This window comes from Nocardioides sp., assembly GCF_964228225.1.
Classification (GTDB): Bacteria; Actinomycetota; Actinomycetes; order Propionibacteriales; family Nocardioidaceae; genus Nocardioides.
In genome coordinates this window covers 25,436-44,164 of sequence record NZ_CAXQZB010000032.1, presented here as the reverse complement: position 1 = coordinate 44,164, position 18,729 = coordinate 25,436, and the positions used below count along the sequence as shown (strand labels likewise).

At 75.6% G+C, this 18,729-nt stretch carries 19 protein-coding genes; 12 read left to right on the top strand and 7 right to left on the bottom strand.

The window, feature by feature from the left end:
• Positions 1–115: 115 nt before the first annotated feature.
• Positions 116–1,489 (bottom strand): helix-turn-helix domain-containing protein, encoded by a 1,374-nt coding sequence (locus ACERUJ_RS07695; RefSeq protein ID WP_370247912.1) that lies wholly within the window; start codon positions 1,487–1,489, stop codon positions 116–118.
• A 108-nt stretch (positions 1,490–1,597) separates the two neighbouring features.
• On the bottom strand, positions 1,598–2,188 hold the full coding sequence (locus ACERUJ_RS07690; RefSeq protein ID WP_370247911.1) for a TetR/AcrR family transcriptional regulator: 591 nt from the start codon (positions 2,186–2,188) through the stop codon (positions 1,598–1,600).
• Positions 2,189–2,280: 92 nt separating this feature from the next.
• Here ACERUJ_RS07690 and ACERUJ_RS07685 point away from each other — a divergent pair, with 92 nt between their 5' ends.
• The 6 genes from ACERUJ_RS07685 to ACERUJ_RS07660 all read left to right on the top strand — a co-directional run bounded on the left by ACERUJ_RS07685 (position 2,281) and on the right by ACERUJ_RS07660 (position 9,174).
• Positions 2,281–3,021, top strand: coding sequence for a type 1 glutamine amidotransferase domain-containing protein (locus tag ACERUJ_RS07685; protein WP_370247910.1), 741 nt, complete (start codon positions 2,281–2,283; stop codon positions 3,019–3,021).
• Entirely contained in the window at positions 3,018–3,674 is a 657-nt protein-coding gene (locus ACERUJ_RS07680) for an NADPH-dependent F420 reductase (RefSeq protein ID WP_370247909.1), read from the top strand. Before ACERUJ_RS07685 ends, ACERUJ_RS07680 begins: the two co-directional genes overlap by 4 nt.
• The gene (locus tag ACERUJ_RS07675) at positions 3,671–4,834 is read left to right on the top strand and encodes a low temperature requirement protein A (RefSeq protein ID WP_370247908.1); all 1,164 of its coding nucleotides are present in this window, start codon (positions 3,671–3,673) and stop codon (positions 4,832–4,834) included. Before ACERUJ_RS07680 ends, ACERUJ_RS07675 begins: the two co-directional genes overlap by 4 nt.
• Before the next feature lie 113 nt (positions 4,835–4,947).
• Positions 4,948–5,841, top strand: coding sequence for a hypothetical protein (locus ACERUJ_RS07670; RefSeq protein WP_370247907.1), 894 nt, complete (start codon positions 4,948–4,950; stop codon positions 5,839–5,841).
• Between the two features lie 125 nt (positions 5,842–5,966).
• Positions 5,967–7,349 carry an MFS transporter gene (locus ACERUJ_RS07665; protein WP_370247906.1) on the top strand — a complete coding sequence of 461 codons (1,383 nt, stop codon included), beginning with the start codon at positions 5,967–5,969 and terminating at the stop codon, positions 7,347–7,349.
• Positions 7,350–7,719: 370 nt separating this feature from the next.
• Complete coding sequence (locus ACERUJ_RS07660; protein WP_370247905.1) at positions 7,720–9,174, top strand: hypothetical protein; 1,455 nt, start codon at positions 7,720–7,722, stop codon at positions 9,172–9,174.
• Positions 9,175–9,210: 36 nt separating this feature from the next.
• On the opposite strand, the gene ACERUJ_RS07655 is transcribed toward ACERUJ_RS07660, so the two are convergent.
• The 3 genes from ACERUJ_RS07655 to ACERUJ_RS07645 all read right to left on the bottom strand — a co-directional run bounded on the left by ACERUJ_RS07655 (position 9,211) and on the right by ACERUJ_RS07645 (position 12,818).
• Positions 9,211–11,187 (bottom strand): fatty acid desaturase, encoded by a 1,977-nt coding sequence (locus ACERUJ_RS07655; protein WP_370247904.1) that lies wholly within the window; start codon positions 11,185–11,187, stop codon positions 9,211–9,213.
• An 87-nt stretch (positions 11,188–11,274) separates the two neighbouring features.
• Complete coding sequence (locus ACERUJ_RS07650) at positions 11,275–12,255, bottom strand: nucleotidyltransferase family protein (RefSeq protein WP_370247903.1); 981 nt, start codon at positions 12,253–12,255, stop codon at positions 11,275–11,277.
• 86 nt (positions 12,256–12,341) lie between these two features.
• Complete coding sequence (locus tag ACERUJ_RS07645) at positions 12,342–12,818, bottom strand: OsmC family protein (protein ID WP_370247902.1); 477 nt, start codon at positions 12,816–12,818, stop codon at positions 12,342–12,344.
• Positions 12,819–12,931: 113 nt separating this feature from the next.
• On the opposite strand from ACERUJ_RS07645, the gene ACERUJ_RS07640 reads away from it, so the two are divergent.
• A complete protein-coding gene (locus ACERUJ_RS07640; RefSeq protein ID WP_370247901.1) occupies positions 12,932–13,810 on the top strand; it encodes a hypothetical protein in 879 nt (292 codons plus the stop codon).
• An 84-nt stretch (positions 13,811–13,894) separates the two neighbouring features.
• Here ACERUJ_RS07640 and ACERUJ_RS07635 read toward each other — a convergent pair whose 3' ends face one another.
• Complete coding sequence (locus ACERUJ_RS07635; protein ID WP_370247900.1) at positions 13,895–14,608, bottom strand: TetR/AcrR family transcriptional regulator C-terminal domain-containing protein; 714 nt, start codon at positions 14,606–14,608, stop codon at positions 13,895–13,897.
• Between the two features lie 196 nt (positions 14,609–14,804).
• On the opposite strand from ACERUJ_RS07635, the gene ACERUJ_RS07630 reads away from it, so the two are divergent.
• The 3 genes from ACERUJ_RS07630 to ACERUJ_RS07620 are packed head-to-tail and all read left to right on the top strand — an operon-like array spanning position 14,805 to position 16,344.
• Complete coding sequence (locus ACERUJ_RS07630; RefSeq protein ID WP_370247899.1) at positions 14,805–14,927, top strand: hypothetical protein; 123 nt, start codon at positions 14,805–14,807, stop codon at positions 14,925–14,927.
• A gap of 26 nt (positions 14,928–14,953) precedes the next feature.
• Positions 14,954–15,694, top strand: coding sequence for an aquaporin Z (gene aqpZ / locus ACERUJ_RS07625; RefSeq protein ID WP_370247898.1), 741 nt, complete (start codon positions 14,954–14,956; stop codon positions 15,692–15,694).
• A 47-nt stretch (positions 15,695–15,741) separates the two neighbouring features.
• Positions 15,742–16,344, top strand: coding sequence for a hypothetical protein (locus ACERUJ_RS07620; protein WP_370247897.1), 603 nt, complete (start codon positions 15,742–15,744; stop codon positions 16,342–16,344).
• Positions 16,345–16,482: 138 nt separating this feature from the next.
• Here ACERUJ_RS07620 and ACERUJ_RS07615 read toward each other — a convergent pair whose 3' ends face one another.
• A complete protein-coding gene (locus ACERUJ_RS07615) occupies positions 16,483–16,974 on the bottom strand; it encodes a hypothetical protein (protein ID WP_370247896.1) in 492 nt (163 codons plus the stop codon).
• A 181-nt stretch (positions 16,975–17,155) separates the two neighbouring features.
• On the opposite strand from ACERUJ_RS07615, the gene ACERUJ_RS07610 reads away from it, so the two are divergent.
• Positions 17,156–17,734 (top strand): hypothetical protein, encoded by a 579-nt coding sequence (locus tag ACERUJ_RS07610; RefSeq protein ID WP_370247895.1) that lies wholly within the window; start codon positions 17,156–17,158, stop codon positions 17,732–17,734.
• A gap of 172 nt (positions 17,735–17,906) precedes the next feature.
• On the top strand, positions 17,907–18,698 hold the full coding sequence (locus tag ACERUJ_RS07605; RefSeq protein WP_370247894.1) for a septum formation family protein: 792 nt from the start codon (positions 17,907–17,909) through the stop codon (positions 18,696–18,698).
• Positions 18,699–18,729 lie beyond the last annotated feature (31 nt).

The following is an 18,729-nucleotide window of genomic DNA, read 5'->3' as shown; positions in this document are numbered from 1 at the left end:
GGTGCGGGGTGTCGACTCTCTGCGGGGCCCGGGCGGGTCGGGGCCGCGACGGCGCGGCTGTTCCAGTGTGCGCCCGTGACGGTGGCGGGAGCCACCCGATTGCGGGCGAGACGCGTCACACCGCGAAGGTCGCACCCGCCGGGACGGACGACGCGGGGACGGACGACGCGGGGACGGCCGGCGTGGGCGCGATCGGGCCGAGCAGCAGCCGCAGGGCGGTGGTCGCGTGCTGGGACGGCGGCACTCCCGGCGCTCCGGCCACCCGGCTGAGCAGCAGCAGCACGAGGGCGTGGGCCACCTCGAGGGCGGGATCGGTGCCGAGGGCTCCCGGGGCCGCGCCGGTGATGGGGTCGGCGTGCTCGCCGACCACCTCCTCCAGCAGGGCCGCGACGACGTCGACCGCCGGCTCGCGGCCCGCCTCGGGCCGGTGTCCGCCGAGCTCGCCGACGTAGGGGGCGAGGTAGTCCACGCGCCGAGCGGCGTAGTGGGCCGCGGCGGTGAGGCGGTCGTGCAGGCGGCCGACCGCGGCGGTCGGGGCCGGGTCGGGTGCCGGGTCGGGAACCTCGGGACCGGCGGAGCGCTCCGTGTGGTCCGCCAGTGCGCCCCGCAGACCGGTGCGCACCACCTCGGCGGCCAGCCCGGCCTTGGTGGAGAACATCAGGTGGAAGGTGGAGGTGCTGATCCCGGCGGCGCGGGTGACCTGCGCGATCGTGGTCTCCTCGTACCCCCGGTCGGCGAACAGGGTCGCAGCGGCACCCAGCGCCCGTGAGCGGGAGTCGGAGCGCGAGGTGGACTCGGTGGTGGGGTCGGTGCCCCGGTCGAGCAGGAAGTAGTTGAGGTCGGCCAGCCGGTCGTCCATGTCGTAGGGGTCGCCGATGCGCCGCACCGCGGCCACCGTGATGGCGCTGGCGATCCGGGCGAACGTCTCGATGTCGATCGTGCCGGGGTCGACGACGTGGCGCACCGAGACCCCGCTGAGCAGGGCGACGTGGGTGGCGGTGAGGGCCGCGACATCCACCGGCGGGCGGGGCTCGCGGCCCCAGGCCTTCAGCATCGTGTGGATGCCCGTGCTGATGACGGCGTCGGTGTCGCGCAGGAACGCGCCGTAGGTGTCGTCGGTGGTGCCGCCGCCCAGCGCCCACAACCCCAGCCGCAGCCGCAGGCCGGGCTCGGTGGTCAGGCGTCGGAACTCGGCGCGGTGGATGTCGTAGGCGTGGTCGATCGGCAGGCTGGACCGGCCGATGAGGGCGGCCCCCTGCGTGGGCGTCTCGATCCGCAGCGCTGCGGCGTCGTAGACGTGGGCCACGACGGCGTCGGCGAACTCGGCCACCGAGGAGAAGTGGTGGTAGAGAGCGGCGGCGCTGAGCCCGGCGCGGGCGGCGAGCCGGCGGGTGCCGATGGCGCTGATGAGGTCGCTCGGCGTCAGCTCGAGCAGGGCGTCGGCGGCGGCGGCGATCAGGCGGGCACGAGCGTCGTTGGTCTCGGCCATCGGCCCCCTTCCCACTCGTCCCGGTGTCGATCCCGACCTTACGTGAGCGCGGTGATCGGATCCGCGTGGTTCGCATGAATCGTGAGAGGCCGCGGTGGCGGCGGAGGCTCAGCGCGGCGGTGTGCCGCCGCAGGCGCGCCAGACCAGCCGGGCCACGCGCTCGGCCCAGTCGGCGGGCGGCTCGGCCTGCACGAGGGCGAGGGAGTACCAGGAGCCGGTGAGGAGCGAGCCCGCGACCAGGAGGTCGGCGTCGGCGTCGATCGCGCCGCCGGCCTGCGCGGCGGAGAGCAGGCCCCGCAGCCGCGCGCGGCGCGGCACCACGACCAGGTCGTGGTAGCGGGCCCGGATCTCCGGGTCGGCGCCGTCGCCGAGCATCAGACCGGCCAGCGGGAGGGCGGCGGCCTCGCTGATGCAGTGGCGGAAGTGCTCGAGCTCGGCCACGAGGTCGGTGAAGGGGTCGCCCACCGTGGGTGGGGGATCGACGGCGGCGAGGTGCGCGATCGCCTCGACGACCAGGGCCTCCTTGGTGGGCCAGCGGCGGTAGATCGCGGGGCGGGTCGTGCCCGCCGCCTCGGCCACCGCGGCGAGCGAGAAGGCGGCGTACCCACGAGCGGCGAGCTCGGCGAGGGCGGCCTCGAGGACGCCCCGGTCGATCGCGGGGTCGCGTGGACGGCCGCGGGTCGTGGTCGCCTCGGTCATGCGATCACATTACGTGACAGTCATGTATTGCATGCAGTCCCGAGGTCGGCTACTTTCATTCCGTTACTGACTCGTAATGGAAAGGAGTGGCGATGTCCGCCACGATCGACACCCACGGCGCCCGCAAGCGCGTCCTCATGCTCGTGTCCAACCCCGGCGTCTCGCAGCAGACCGGCTGGCCCATCGGGTTCTGGTGGGCCGAGCTCACCCATCCCTATTGGGAGTTCGTCGAGGCCGGCTACGAGGTCGTGGTCGCCAGCCCCGACGGCGGCACCGTCGTCGCCGACGGCTACTCCGACCCCACCGACGCCTCCGGCTACTCCGCCGACGACCTGCTCTCGCTCGGCTTCCTCACCTCGCCGGCGCACCGCGCCCTCACCGAGGACACCCCGGCCCTGGCCGACCTCGACCCCGCCACGTTCGACGCCGTCTTCCTCGTCGGCGGGCAGGCGCCGATGTACACCTTCCGCCACGACCCGCGGGTCGCGGACCTCGTCGGCCGGACCGTCGCGGAGGGCCGGATCGCCGCGGTCGTGTGCCACGCCACCTGCGTGCTGCTCGACGCGCGCACGCCCGACGGCGAGCTCGTCGTGGCGGGCCGCACCTGGACCGGGTTCGCGAACAGCGAGGAGGACGTCGCCGACGCCGCCGTCGGCCAGCGCATCCAGCCCTTCCGCATCGAGGACGAGGCCCGCGCGATCGCCGGCACCAACTTCATCGTGCAGGGCGCCTTCCGCGCCCACGCGGTGCGCGACGGCAACCTGATCACCGGGCAGCAGCAGCACTCCGGTGCGGCGGCCGCACGGCTGGTCGTCGAGGCGCTCGGTCGATGACCGGGCCCCTCCGGGACATCGCGCTGGTCGGCGCCGGTGCGGTGGCGCGCGCGCTCGGCGCCAACGCCGTCGGACGTGGCCTCGGCGTCACCCACTGGGTGCGCGACGCCGCGACGGCGTCGGTGGCCCCCGATGCGCGGGTGCAGGAGCTCGCCGCCCTGCCCGGCCCCGACCCGGCCGTGGCGGCGGTGATCCTCGCCGTCCCCTTCGACGCCGTCGCGAGCGTGGTCCCCGCCCTGCCGCTGGCGCCGGGCACCGTGCTGATCGATGCCACCAACCCCTTCGGGCGGCCCGTGCCCGCGGGCCACGCCTCGGGCGCGGCGGTCGTCGCCGCCCACGCCCCCGCGGGGGTGCCCGTGGTGAAGGCCTTCAACGTGCTCGGGGCCGAGCACATGGCGGCACCGCTGCTGCCCGACGGCCGCCGTCCGCTGCTGCCCGTGGCCGGTGACGACGCCGTCGCCCGGGCCGCGGTGGTCGAGCTCGCCCGCCACCTCGACTTCGACGCCGTCGACGTCGGCGGACTCGCCGGGGCTGCGGTGACCGAGGCCGCCGCCCGCTACTGGGGTCTGCTCGCGCTGGGAGCCGGGCTGGGACGCGACCTGGTGCTGGTGGCCCACCACCGCGACGGCACGCCCGCGCGGGAGCAGGCATGAGCGCCCCGCTGCGGATGCGCGACGCCGGCCAGCACGAGCGCGCCGCCACGCCCCTGGAGCTGCTGTTCGACCTGTGCTTCGTGGTGGCGGTCGCGATCCTCGCCAAGGACCTGCACCACGGGCTCGCGGACGGCAGGACGGGCGAGACGGTCGCGGCCTACGCGCTGCTGTTCGTGCCGGTGTGGTGGGCCTGGATGAGCTTCACGTGGTTCGCCACCGCCTTCGACAACGACGACGCCGTGCACCGCCTGCTCACGATGGCCCAGATGGTCGGCATCGTGGCCCTGGCCGCCACGGTGCACCGCGCGTTCGGCGGCGACCTGGCGGCGTTCGGGATCGCGGTCGCGGCGCTGCGGGTGCCGCTGGTGCTGCAGTGGCTGCGTGCCGCGGCCCACGACGCCGCCCACGCGGCGTTCGCCCGTACCTACGCCGGCGGCCTGTCGGTGGGGGCCGTGCTGTGGGTGCTCGGCACCCGGCTCGACGCCCCGGGCGCGATCCTGGCGCTCGTGCCGGCGGTCGCCGTCGACCTGGCCACCCCGATGTTCGCGGTGCGGCGGGCCCCCGGTCCGGTCTTCCACCCCGGCCACATCGCCGAGCGCTACGGGCTGTTCGCGCTGATCGTGATCGGGGAGAGCGTGCTCGCGCTCGCCGTGGCCCTGGAGAGCGCCGTGGAGGGCGAGGTCCCCACACCCGACCTCGTGGCGGTGGTGGCCGCCGGGGCCGCCGTGGCCTTCGCGGTGTGGTGGATCTACTTCGATGCCCTCGGGCGCGACGGCCTGACCCGCCACCGGCGGGCGGCGTTCACCTGGGGCTACGGGCACTACGTGCTCTACGCCGCCGTGGCCGCGGCGGGCGCCGGGGTGCAGGTGCAGCTCGACACCCTGCTGCACGCCGAGGAGGTCGGCGCCCGCACCGGGATCGCGGGGGTGGTGCTGCCGGCCGCCCTCGCCCTGGTGGCGATCGCGGCGCTGCAGGTGGCGGCCAACCGCGAGCTCGGGTCGGCCCCGCCGCTGCTGGCCGGGGCCGTGGCCGCCGCGCTGATCGTGACGGTCGACGACCTGCGGCCCGCGGGCGCGCTGACGCTGCTCGTGGCCGTCGGCACCACGGTCGCGGTCTCGCGTCGGCGTCCCGACCCGGAGCCGGAGGACGCCGCGGTCTGACGCCGGCCCCCGCGGTTCGGGCGGGCCGGCGGGGCGGGCGGGGGGTGTCCGGGGTTGTTCGGGGTTGTTCGGGGTCCGCCACGGAAGCCGCGGCCGCTCCTAGGTTCGCGGCCATGAACCGATCCCCCTCCCGTCCCCGCCTCGCCTCGACCGGTGCCGTCCCGACCCGACCGGCCGCGATCGTCGTCGCGCTCCTGCTCGCGCTCGCGGTCGTGGTGCTGCCGCAGACCCGCAGCGACGCCGCCACCGCGCGCTCGCTGAGCCTGACCGCGCCCGCGCGGGTCGCGAAGGGCGGCACCCTCGCCCTCACCGGGCGGCTGACCCGCTCGCCGAAGGGCACCCGGGTGGCCATCCAGCGGCGCCTGCCCAGCGGCTGGCGCACCGTCACGACCGTCGCCACGCGGACGGCGTCGGGGGAGTACCGGGCCCGGATCCGCGCGGCGAGCGCCGGCACCCTGACCCTGCGCGCCGTCGCCGCCCGCGAGCGGGTCGACGGCGCGACCCTGGCCGCCGCCACCTCCCCGACGCGCCGCGTGACGGTCTACGTCGTCTACGCGGTGCGCGAGATCGACCCCACCGAGGACGGCGGTCTGAACCCCACGGACGGCAGCAGCGAGCCGACCTTCTCGGCGCAGGACCCGATCTACTCCTGGGACACCCCGGAGCACGAGGACGTCACCGGCAACTGCTGCAGCGGCTTCAGGGCCCAGTTCACCTCCGTCGGTACGGAGGCCTGGTTCTCCTACACCCTGCGCGGTGCCTGCCGCTCGGGTCGGCTCTGGGTGCGCAACGTCAACCGCGGCACGGTCACCTTCGACGTGCAGGGCGACGGCGAGGTGCTGACGTCCCGGGCGGTCGGGGCCGACAACACCCTGGTGCTCGACCTCGCCGACCTGGCCGGTGTCGGGTCGCTGCGCATCGGCGGGGTGTGGACCTCCGCCGGCGGCGGCTCCTCGACCTTCGCCTACGTGCGCGGCTACCTCGACTGCGACGCCACCCTGCGCTGACCCCCGGGGCCCCCGGCTCCGTCGACCCGATCTCGGGCCTGATCTCGGGGGTGGGGCGCGGGCCGCTCCGGGGGGACGGTCCGCGCCCGGGAATCGGCGGTGGTCCTCGCGGGTTGCACCTCGCGATGACCACCGCCGATCGCCGTCCCGTGCCCGCCTCGCCGCTCGACCCCGTCGCCGATGCCGGAGCCCCCGACGACGTGCGCCGGGTCTCGGTGCTCCTGGGGCTGCTGTTCGGGCTCGCCGGCATGGGCAGTGCGGCGGCGTCGCTGGCCCTCGCGCCGCTGGCCGAGGCCTACGACGTGCCGCTCGGCGCGGCGGCCTGGTCGATCAGCCTCTACGCCCTCATGCTCGGGGTCGGCACCGCCGTCTACGGCCGGTTCGCCGACCTGAGCGGCCCTCGCACCCCGCTGCTGATCGGGCTGACCCTGATGAGCGTCGGCGCCGTCACGGCGGCGCTCGCCCCGACCTTCGCCGTGCACCTGGTGGGGCGGCTGTTCCAGGGGGCCGGCGCCGCCGCGGTCCCGACGCTGGGGGCGGCCATCATCAGCCACCGCTACACCGGCGCCGCCAAGACCGGGGCGCTGCTGCGGGTCGCAGCCATCGCCTCCGCCGTCACCTGCCTGGGCCCGTTGAGCGCCGGCGTGCTGGTCGACACCCTCGGCTGGCGCGTCGCGATCGCCCTGCCCGTGCTCGGCACCCTGCTGGTGCCCGCGCTGTGGAGCGCGCTGCACGTCGGTGGATCCGGCGCCCGGCTCGACGTCCTGGGGGCGGTGCTCACCGTCCTCACCGCCGGCGGGGTGGTGCTGGTGCTGCAGTCGCCGTCCACCGGGGCCGCGGTGGCCCTCGCCGGCGTGCTGCTCGTGCTGCTCGGGGCGCCGATCTCGGCCGCGCGGGTGCGGCGGGTGCCCCACGGCTTCCTGCCGCGGGCGGTGGTCACCGACCCCGTCGTGGTGCGCTCGGCGATCGCGGCCGCCGCGGTGCCGGCGTCGTGGTTCGCCCTGCTGGTGGCCATCCCCGCCCTGCTGCTGCGCCTGGGCTGGGAGCCCTGGCAGGTGGGCCTCGGTCTCGTGCCCGCCGGGGTGCTGGGGCTGTTCATGCCCCGGTTCGTCGGTCCGCTGATGGCGCGGGTCAGCTCGCGCACCGCCCTGCGGGGCAGTGCCGCCACCAGCGTGGTCGCCCTCAGCGTCGCGGCCCTCGGCGCGGCGGCGGAGTGGCCCGTCGTGCTGCTCGGCTCGGTCGCGCTCGTCACGATCGCCTTCGGCGTCGGTCAGCCGGCGCTCTCGGCGGCGGTCGGCGGGGCGGTCGACGACGACGTCCGCGGGGTCGCCCTCGGCGTCGCCACCCTGGTGTTCATGGTGGGCGGGTCGGTGGGCTCGGCGACGGTCGGCGGGCTCGGCGAGGTCGTCGGGCTGGGTGAGAGCCTCGCGCTGCTGCTGCCCCTCCCGCTGCTCGGCCTGCTCCTGCTGGCGCGCCCCGATCCCCGGGAGGCCCGGCCCGTCGGCTGACCGTGCGGCAGGGGTTCTGCCAGACTCGCGGATCTCGGACCCCCTCGCCGGAAGGCCTCTCGTGAGCCAGTTCTGTCCCCAGTGCGGTACCGCCGTCGCCGGCGTGCGCTTCTGCCCCTCCTGTGGCACGCCCAACCCGGCAAGCGCCGCGGCCCCCACGGCCCCGCCGGCGGCGCCCGCGGCGCCGGCCGCTCCTCCCGCGCCCCCGCCGGCCGCCGCGCCGGCCGCCCCGTCCCTGGCGAAGATGCCGCCGCCTCCGGCTGCGCCGCCGGCGCCTCCGGCGCCCGGTCCGGTGCCGACGCAGGCCTTCGGCGTCGCCCCCGGCGGTGCCGCCGAGTTGGTCGCGCACGGGCCCGGCGGAGCACGTCTCGTGGCCGGGCAGCCGCTCTCGCACGTCGTGCTCGACGTCCTCGGCGTCACCCTCCTGCTGGTCTCCCTGGCCCTGCCGTGGAACCAGCTCGAGGACACCACCGGCGTGTGGTGGGCCCTGCTCGCCGTGCTCGTCAGCACCCTGACGGTGGCGGTGCCCTACGTCGTCGCGCTCGGTCTGGTGCCGGGGCTCACGGCCGTCCAGGGCCGGCTGCTGTCGCTGTTCGGGGCCGTGCCCGTCGTGCTGGCCACGGTGCTCACCCTCGTGCTGTCCGTCCCGCGGGCCGACGACCCCGACTACGGCGTCGGGTCGGCCGTCGCCGTGGCGCTGTTCGGTGTCCTGCTGCTCGCGCTGCCGCGCGGCGCCGCGCCGGGGGACGCCGCCCTGCTGAGCCGCGCCCTCCCGCTCGTCGCCGGCCTCGCCCTCGCGGCGGCGGTGCTCACCTCCCTGGCCACCTTCGTCGCCGCCGTCGTGGTCGGGGGCGACGGACTGGAGGCCACCGTGCTGACCCGCAACAGCGACCTGGGGTCCTCGATCGCCGCCTCGGCGCTGTTCGACGACGGCGAGGTCGCCGCGGTGCTGCTGCTCCTCGCCGTCACGTTCCAGGCGCTGGTGGTGCTCGGCCTTCCGCTGCGGCTGGTCCTCGGCGGCCGGGGGCCCGGTCGGCGACTGCTGGCCGTCGTCGGCCTGAGCGCGCTCGCGGCGCTGCTGTTCAACTCGCGCAACGTCGACGACCTCGGCGCCGGCGGCAGCATCTTCCTCAACTACGGCGTCGCCACCTACCTCACCCCCGTGGCCGGGCTGACGCTGCTGCTCGCCGCGACGGCGCTGGCGCTCAACCCCGCGGTCCGGGCCGGCTCCGCGGCCGCCGACCAGGCCGTGGAATGGGTGGAGACGGCGCGGGGCGCGATGCTGCTCGCCGTCGGCGGTGCCCTCGGGCTGGCGGTCTTCCTGATCGCGATCGTGGTGCAGATCGCGATGTTCGACGGCGACCTCGACATCCCGGCCGGCCTCTTCGTCGGCCTCTTCTTCGCCCTGCTGGCCGCGGTCGCAGCCGGCCTCAGCCTGCCGGCGCTCGCGTCCCACGCCCCGCGCGGCCCGGTGGCGCTCAGCCTCGCCGCCGCCACGCTCGCCCTCGGCCTCGTGGCCGTGCTCGCGGCGTCGCAGGCGGGGGAGGGCGACGGCGTGAACTCGGTGGTCACCTACCCGGTGCTCGCCGGACTGTTCGTCATGCCGGGGCTGGCGATCTTCGCCCTCACCGCGCCGCCGTCGGTGCGGGCCCGGTTCGGGTCGATGATGCCGAACCTGACCCCGGCCGCCGGCGCTGCGGGCACCGCGGTCCCGCCGATGCCGTCCGGACCCGCCGGCCCGCCGGCACCGCCCGCCCCGCCGGGGTCGCCCGGATCGGTGATGCCGCCCGGTCCGCCGGCCCCGCCGGCCCCGCCCGTCGGCTGACCGGGACGGGGGAGCGGACGGCGCGGACGAGCGGCGTCAGGCGTCGTAGTCGACGGCGACGTCCTCGGTGACGGGGTGGGCCTGGCAGGTCAGGACGTAGCCGGCCGCCACCTCGTCGTCGCCCAGGGCGTGGTTCTGGTCCATCACCGCCCGCCCCCGCGTGACCCGCGCGACGCAGGTGCCGCAGGCCCCGCCCGCGCAGGAGTAGGGCGGCTCCAGGCCGGCGCGCAGCGCGGCGTCGAGCACGGAGTCGCCCGTCGAGCGCAGGTCGAAGGACGCCTCCCGGCCCCCGACCCGCACGCTCACGCGGCTCTCGACGTCGAGGGCCGGGCCGCCGGAGGTCGCCGTGGCGTGGAAGACCTCGGTGAGCACCCGCTCGGTCGTGCCGAGCTCGGTGGCGAGGTCGTCCACCATCGCCTCGGGGCCGCACAGGAACCAGGCGTCCACCGGGGTGGCGTCGGCCTCGGTGAGACGCCGCACGAGCGCTGCGTCGACGCGCCCCTCGAGGCAGCCCGCCGCGGCCTCCCGGGACAGCACGTGGTGCACGGTGAGCCGGGGGTGCTCGGCGGCGAGCTGCGCGAGGTCGGCGGCGAACATCGTGGTCTCGCGCGTGCGGTTGCCGTACACCAGGGTCAGGCTGCTGTCGGGCTCGACCTCCGCGGTGGCGCGCAGCAGCGACATCATCGGCGTGATGCCCGACCCGGCCGCGACCGCGACGTAGCGGCGTCGCGCCCCGGGGGTGAGGTCGGTGTGGAACCGGCCGGCGGGCGGCATCACGTCGAGCACGTCGCCGGCCCCGAGACGGTCGAGCACGTAGCGGCTGAACGTCCCGTCGGGGACCGCCCGCACCGCGATGACCAGCCGCCCCTCGGAGGGCGCCGTGACGAGTGAGTAGGTGCGGGTCACCGCGACGTCGTCGATGATCGCGCGCACGGTGACGTGCTGTCCGGGCCGGTGCGCGAAGGTGGCGGCGAGGTCGGCCGGCACCTCGAACTCCACCTGCCGTGCGTCGGCGGTGAGCGGGGTGACGGCGGCGACCTTGAGCTGGTGGAACTCGGGCCGGGGACCTGCGGTGCCCGCGGCGTCGTCGGGCCGGTCGGCCATCGCGGCGGTGAGCCGGCGCCAGGTGCGGTACTCCTCGGGGCTCAGCGACCGGCCGAACCACGTGGACACCGCGGCGTCGCGGTCGAGGTAGGCCTGCTCGTTGCGGCGCCAGGCCCGCACGTAGCGGTAGAACGGCACGCTCGGGTGCAGGTGATGCACCAGGTGGTAGTTCTGGTAGACGAACAGCGGGGTCATCCACGACTCCCGACCGACCCGCACCCGGGTGGCGCCGTACTTGTGCTCGCGCTGGGTGACGGTGAGCCCGTGGTGGGGCAGGTAGTCGAACCACCACGCCAGCACCAGCACCCCCACGCGCTGGCCGGCGAACCACAGCAGGACCTCGGAGCCCGCCCCGGCCAGGCACAGCCCGGTCACGACGGCGGCCACCGCCAGCACCACCGCGCCGGCCGCGGCCAGCTCGCGACGCGGCCGCTCCCGCAGCCGGCGCGCGTAGTAGACGACGTACCAGACGTCGAGCGTGGCCCAGCGCAGCGGGAGCTGCCAGGCCGGGCCGTCGCTGGTCCACTGGTCGGGGTCGATGTGGCGGGGCTCGTTGGTGTGGCGGTGGTGCTCGATGTGAATGAACTTGATCATCGCGAAGCTGGCGTAGGGCGCCACGAACGGCACCGAGATCCGGCCGAGCAGGTCGTTGAACCGGGTGCGGGTGCTGATGGCGTGGTGGATCGACTCGTGCAGCACGGTGAACATGAGGTAGGTGACGACGCCGCCGAGCGGCACCAGCAGCCACGGCGTCCAGCCCGCGACCAGTCCGGTGACCTGCACCCCGAACAGCGCGAGCGTGCCGAGGTAGAGCGCCGCCGTGGGGACGGCGAGGTCGGGCACGCGCTCGCCGGGATCGGGGAGGCCGAGCACGGGCCGGAGGTCGGCCGGGCGGGTCGTCGTCGACATCACCACTCCTGAAGTCCTGACATTTCCAGATAAATGTCAGGTGATGGTCGCACGACGGCGGCGACGCCGACAAGGACCCTGGGGGTGTCAGCCGCGCGCCCGCCACCAGCGGCGCAGCACGGTGGGGGTCCGGGCGGCGATCCCGCCCAGGCGGCGCAGGTAGGCCACGAGCAGGGCGGGTGTCCCGACGTCGCGGCCCAGGTGCACCTCCCGCATCCAGGCGGGCGTGGGGAGCAGCAGCCGGACCAGGCGCCCGGCGCGTTCGCGGCGGCGTCCGGCCTGCAGCGCCCAGGCCAGGGCGTGGGCGCGGTGGTCGTCGCGGTCGGCCGCCGTGGCGCTCAACCGGGAGGCGGCGTCGGGTGCGGGCAGGGCGAGCCCGGTGGCGAGGGCGCGACCCTCGGGGGTGAGGTCGAGCACGGCGGCCAGCAGGGGCGCGGTGCCCAGGCGGGTCGCCAGCGCGGCCGCCCCCTGCCACTGCGCCGGGGTGGCGATCGCCAGCGCCCGCCGCAGGTCCTCCTGGACGTGCCCCGCGTTCTCGTTCGGCGCCGCATCGTGGGGGCGGGGGCTGCCGCCCGTGCGGCCGTGCTGCGCGGCGTGGTGGGCGGCGTGGTAGGTCAGGCCCACCTCGTCGAGCACCGGCAGGTCCAGGTCGAGCAGGGGCATCGTGGTGCGGTGGGGCGCGATCGCCCGCCAGGCCTGCGCGGCCGGGATCGGCACCCGTGGCAGCGAGTGGTGCAGGTCGATGACGACGTCGCCGCGGCGGTACGTCGTCTCGTAGTCGTCGGGCAGGGGTGGGGTGGGGACGAAGCCGAGCTCCCGGAGCACGACGTCGGACTCTGTGCGCCGGTCCGGGTCGGCCCACAGGTCGACGTCGGTCCAGAACCGGCCGCCCTCGGGGTAGAGCCAGCGCGCCAGCGAGACGCCCTTGAGCAGCACGACGTCGATCCCGGCCTCCTGCAGGGCGCGCACCACCTCCACCGACACCGCGTCCAGGCGCATGCTGCGCGCGGCTCGCGCCCGACGCCGGGCGCGCTCGGCGTCGGCAGAGGGATCGGTGGCCGCGGACACCCTCCGACGGTAGCGCCCGCCGGTCGGTCCGCGCCGGGCTCCTGCTGAGGCGCGGACCGACCGCTGAGATCCGCTGCGTCGGCGCCTCAGGCGCGGGCCGGCTGCACCTGGGTCCAGGTGCTGACGAACTGCAGGCCGCTGCGGCGGAACAACTGGGAGACCGGGCAGCGACGGTCGGTCTCGGACTCCAGGCGGGCGAACTGCTCGGGGGTGGCGTCGGTGACGACGCGGGCGGTCACCTCGACGCGGTCGAAGTTGGCGTTGCCCTCGGCGCCGCCCACCAGGACGGCGGTGTCGAGGTCGCCCTGCACCCGGAACTCGAAGGAGTCCAGGGTGAGGCCGAGGTCCTTGGCCACGAGCTGGGCCGTCACCTGGTTGCACGAGCTGAGGGCGCCGAGGGCGTAGAAGAGCGGGCTCGGGGCGGCGTCCTGGCCGCCGAAGGCGGGGTAGGCGTCGGTGGCGAAGCGGTGGGGCGAGTCGGGCACGCGCAGCTGCTGGGCGACGCCGGTGCCCTCGGCCTCGACGACGAACGGGACGACGGTCTCGCGGGGCTTGATGGTCACGGTGGATCCCTTCCGGAAATAACGACAAAGACAATCACGACAGTACAGAATTGGGTCAAGGTCGGACGACGGCGGGCTGGTGCGGCGGGCAGGGCGGTGTCAGGCTTCCCTCCATGGACTCCTCGCCGAGCCGTGCCCTCTGGCGACTGCTCGAACCGCTCCATGCCGTCACCTACTTCAGCCCCGAGCCGCTGGACGCCCTGCGGGCCGCGGGGTACCGCGGGTTCTGGATGGGCTACTTCGCCGGGCGCGCCGCGCCCCTCGGCGCGGTCGGGCCCGACGTCGTGGAGGCGGTGTTCGCCAACTTCGCGCCCGCGCGGGTGGCCCGTGCGCTCCCGGCGGCGTGGGACTTCGCTCCGCCCGCGGCCGCCCTCGCCGCGCGCGAGCAGGGCTCGGCCGCCGCACTGCGCCGCGTCCTCGGTGAGGCCCACCTCGCCGACCGTGCGCCCGTGCTCGAGGTGGCGGTCGGGCTGCTCGAGCAGGTGGTGGCCGCGGCCCCGGTGGCGGGCCGGCCGCTGTTCGCCGCCAACCGCGCGGTGCAGGCGGCCCCGGATCCGCTGGTCCGCCTGTGGCAGCTGGCCACCCTGCTGCGCGAGCACCGCGGCGACGGCCACGTGGCGGCCCTCGTCGCCGCCGGCGTCGGCGGTCGGGAGTCGCACGTGCTGCACGCCCTCGCCACGGACACCCCGGCGGAGGTCTATCGCACGGCGCGCGATTTCGACGACGCGGAGTGGCAGGACCATCTGCGCTCACTGGGCGAGCGGGGATGGGTGCGCGAGGGACGACTCACCGCCGAGGGTCGAGCGGCGAAGGCCGCGATCGAGCAGGCCACCGACCTCGCCGCCGACCCGCCCTTCGCGGTGCTGACGCCGGCCGAGCTGGCCGAGCTGCGGACCCTGCTCCACCCGCTCGCGGGTCGGGTGGCGGCCAGTGGCGACCTCCCGCTCGACTCCCCCATGGGGCTGGACCTGCGCACCCTCGGTGGCCGGTAGATCGCCGTCGTCACCAGAGGAATGCACCGGTTTCGGTCGGAAACCGGTGCATTCCTCTGGTGACGACGAGAGGGCCCCGACCCGCTAGGAGGCGGTGCGGATCTCCTCGATCCGCGCCAGCAGCTGCTCCAGGGCGAGGTTGAACTCCTCGCCCGAGCGGTCCTCGCGCAGCAGGCCGCGCAGCGAGGCGACGGTGGGGTGCTCGTGGCGCAGCTCGGCCAGGCCGGGGTCGTCGGCCGGATCGGGGTCCTCGCCGTCCATCAGGTCGAGCGGGCCGATGTCGGCGCCGCGTGCCGACACCTCCAGGAGCAGGTTGCCGAGCAGGAAGCCGGTGAAGGCGCGGTAGGAGTCCACGGCGGCGCGGTCGCTGAACCCCTCGGCCCGCAGGCCGGCGAGGAAGGTCTCCACCCAGGCCAGGCTGCGCAGCGGCGGCCGCAGCCACGGCGCCTCGGGCGGGCGTGAGGCCACCAGCGGGAACGCCTTGGGGTGGGCCAGTGCCACGCGGCGCACGCCGTGGGCCAGGCGGCGCAGGAAGTCCTCCCAGCCCTCGGTGGGCTCGGTGGGCACCTCGGGGTCGTCGTGCATCTCGTCGATCAGATGGTCGACGATCGCGTCGAGCAGGTCGTCCTTGCCGGGGATGTGGCGGTACAGCGACATCGCCTCGACGCGCAGCCGCTTGCCGAGCTCGCGCATGGTCAGCGTCCCGAGGCCGCTGTCCTCGAGGTGCTCCAGGGCGGCGGCGATGACGGTCGCCCGGTCGAGCCGGCCCCGTGTCGATCGACGGGTGCTGGGCGCCATGTCGTCTCCTCTCTGTCCGGTCCCTGCCGCCCGGTGTCGGCCGGGGGCGTCTTTCCACGCGTGCCCGGCCCGGCGGTGAGCCGAACGCCGGTGTGACGCGGGACTCATCCTCGTCCGGTTTGGGATCGAGCACCTCGGGCCATTCTTGCTTACGTCGTAAGTTTACAACGTAAGCCTGACTCGAGGAGGAGTTCCCATGGCTCACCAGAAGCGCAACCTGTTCGCCGTGCTGGGCTGGATCGTCTGGAAGCTGCTGGCGATCGTCGGCGTCCCGGCGGCCAAGAAGAAGGTCCGCCAGCGCGGCGACGAGCGGGCCTGAGGGCCCGCCGTCAGGAGGGGGACGCGATGACCACCGCCACCCGCACCACCGACAAGACCGCCACCTGGACCACCCACCGGACCGCCTGGGCCGCCGAGGCCGTCGGCACCGGCTGGCTCGTGCTCGCCGGCTGCGGCGCGGCCGTGGTGGCCGGTGACGAGATCGGCCCGTTCGGGATCGCGCTGGCCTTCGGGCTCAGCGTGCTCACCGCGGCCGCCGCGCTCGGCCACCTGTCCGGCGGGCACTTCAACCCCGCCGTCACCCTCGGCCTGGCCGTGGCCCGCCGCGTCCCGTGGCGCGAGGTGCCGGGCTACGTCGTGGCCCAGCTGGTGGGCGCGACCGTCGGTGCCCTGACGTTGCTCGCGATCGCCTCCGGCCGCCCCGGGTTCTCGGCGGCCGACGGCTTCGCCACCAACGGCTGGGGTGCCGGTTCTCCCGACGGCTACGTCCTCGCCGCAGTGGCCCTCGCCGAGATCGTGCTCACCGCCGTGTTCGTGCTCGTGATCCTCGGCGTGACCGACGACCGGGCGCCGCGCGGGCTCGCCCCCGTCGCGATCGGGCTGGCGCTCACGTTGATCCACCTCGTCTCGATCCCGGTCGACAACACCTCGGTCAACCCCGCGCGGTCCCTCGCCCCGGCCCTCGTCACCGGTGGCGACGCGCTCGGCCAGGTCTGGCTGTTCCTGCTCGCCCCGCTCGCCGGCGCCGCCCTCGCAGGCCTGCTCGCCGGGCTGCTGCTCCACCGCGACGACGTCGTCGCGCGCTGACCGTCGGCACCGTCCGTCCCCACTCCATCCACCACCAGGAGGTCCCCATGTCCATGCACACCGACCACACCACCCCCGACCACACCGACCACGCCGGCCACCCCACCGCCGCCACCGACCGGCGCGCCGTCGTCGAGCGCCAGAAGCAGCGCTTCGGCGGGCTCAAGCCCGGTGCCGCGTTCTTCGGCTGGCTCAGCGCCGTCGGCCTCACCGTGCTGCTCTCCACCTTCGTGGTGGCCACCGGCGTGACGATCAACCTCGTCGCCGACGGCTCCGACAGCGGTGAGATCGGCTGGGACGGCGTCGTGCTCGTCGTCGCGGTCGTGGCGGTCTCCTTCCTCGCCGGCGGCTACGTCGCGGGCCGGATGGCCCGCTTCGACGGCGCCCTGCAGGGCCTGGGCGTGTTCGGCTGGACCGTCGCGATGACCGTCGTCCTCGCGGTGCTCGGCGCCCTGGCCGGTGCGAAGTTCAACGTGCTGGACCAGATCGACGGCTACCCGCAGCTGCCGAGCGACCTCGGTGAGCTCACCCTGCAGGCCGGCGTCGCGGTCGTGGGCGTCGTGATCGCCTCGCTGGCGGGCTCGGTGCTCGGCGGACTCGCCGGGATGCACTACCACCGCCGCATCGACATCGCCGGTCTGGGCCGCTGACGCGGCCGGGCCCAGCGCGCCGCCCCTCCCCGTCTCGGTCGGGGAGGGGAGGTTGCGCTGGGGCCGACGTCGCTTCCGGAGGTGCTCGTCGCAGCCTTCGCGTTCAGTGCCCCAGTCCCGTCGGTCCCCGCCGATGCGTCAGCCGGCGTCGGCGCCGGTCACGCGGGTCAGCTCGACGCGGGTCTTGCCGCCCCGGCAGTCGGCGCCGGCGATGCGGCCCGTCACGCGGATCCATCCGCGGGCCAGCGCCGGCCGCACCCAGCGCACCCGCAGGCTGATCACGGCGACCTCGCCCTCCTGGGCCACCTCGACCCGCTTGCGCAGCAGGTTGCCGCGCACCCGGGTCTCGCGCTCCGGCCCGCCCAGGATCGTGAACACCGGCACGCGGTCGTCGCACAGGGCTCCGAGCGAGTCGACGTCGGCGGTGCGCCGTCCGCGCACCTGGAGGTTCACGAACTCGCGGCCGTCGTCCTCGCCCTCGCTCACCCAGCCGTAGTAGCCCTTCGCCGGGCGCACCCCGCGGCGGTCCTCGGCGTCGCCCCGCGCGGGGGCGAGGGCGAGCAGTCCCAGGACGAGGGCCGGCAGCAGCAGGAGGCCGAGCAGGCGGCGGGTCGGGAGCGGCAGGCGCATGGGTGGTTCCTCTGATCGCGGTGGGCGGGGGGACCGAGAGTCGGATCGAGTTCAGCTGGATCCAATCATGCGGACGCCGACCCCGCCACGCGGAGCGGCTCCGGCCCCGCGGGACCGCGCGATCGCGAGGACGGGGGTCTAGGCTGCCGCCACTCCCCGCTCCCCGACCCCGGAGGCCACCGTGCTGCGACGTGCCCGCCTGCTCGCCCCGCTCCTGCTGCTGCTCGTGCCCGTCGCCGCGCACGCCGCGGGCGGTCTCGACGTCGACGACCGCCGCGGCGACGGCGAGTTCGCCGCCCCCGACACGGCGAAGTACCGCGCCCTCGCGCGCAGCGCCGACATCCGCGGGGCCACGGCGGTGATCTCCGGCGAGCGCGCCGTGTTCACCCTGGTGATGGACGCCCCGATCTCCGCGCTCGAGCCCGAGCGGGGCAGCAACGCCGCCGGCGGCACGTGGTTCGTGTGCACGCCCGGCAGCAGCGGGTCCGGCGAGCCCTGCGACGGCACGATCGTCACCGCGACCATCGACGACGACGTGGCGGTCGACGTCGGCTGGCAGGGCACCGCCGCCCCGGTGCCGCCGTGCCGGCCCACCGGCAGCGTGCGCGGACGGCTGCTCGTGGTCAAGATCGCCGCCGACTGCGTGCGCCTCACCGCCGACGTGCGGCTGCGCGCCAGCTTCGGGGCGGTGCTGAAGGCCCGCCGGGGCAGTGCCCTGCTCAGCGACGAGACCCGCGCCTCCCGCACCGGCGCGCTCTGAGCCCGACCCGCCCTCACCGATCCAGGCCGGGCCGGCGCCCGTCCGGTCCTGTTCGGGCTTGTTCGGGGTCCGTGACGTGCAGCCCACCGGACCCCAGACTCGGCGAGCGCCCACCGATCCCGGTCGCGGACGCGCGCCTCCCGACCATCTGAACGACCAGAAGGACACGCCCATGCACACCTCCCCCTCCCGCCGCCGTCTCCCTCGGGCCGTCGCCGGTGCCGCGACGCTGATCTCCCTGCTCGGCGCCGGACTGAGCGGACCGGTCGCGCCCGCGTCCGCGGCCGCCGCCCCGCTGCTCGGCGCGCCCGAGGTGGGTCGCTGCTACCAGATCACCCAGGCCGAGGCCGACGCCCGCTCCACGACCGCGCCGACCGTCGACTGCGCCGAGGAGCACCGGCTCCAGATCTTCGCCGTCGTCGAGGTGCCCGCCCGCATCGGGCTGAAGGGCAAGGCCTTCTACGACTACGCCGCCCGCACCTGCAACCCCCTCGCCTCCGACCTGCTCGGCGACGGTGGCGTCGCGTTCCGCCGGTCGGCGTACGAGCCGGGGTGGCTCTTCGTCCCCACGCGCGAGCAGCAGGCCGAGGGCGCCCGCTGGGTCGCGTGCATGATCGGTGTCGCGGGCGGCCTGCAGTCGCGCGGGGACGGCGGGGCGCCCTCCCAGGGCCTGGAGGAGACCCGGGGCACCGTGGGCACGGTGTCCGGGCGGCTCCCGCGGGACCGCCGGCTCTGCATCGACCGCCTCGGCGGTGCCATCGCCCGCACCCACTGCGCCCGTCGGCACTCCCACGTGATGCTCGGCTCCCCGGTGAGCCTGCAGGGCCCCGCCCGCGTGCGCGACGAGCGTGCGGTCGAGCACTGCCGCGCGAAGGTGCGTCGTGCGCAGGACTGGATCTGGATCTGGAGCACCGACCTCGACGACCCGCGCCGCTTCACCGTGGCCTGCTTCGTGCCGCGCTGATCGCTCCGGTCCCCGGGGGTCGCCGCTGCGG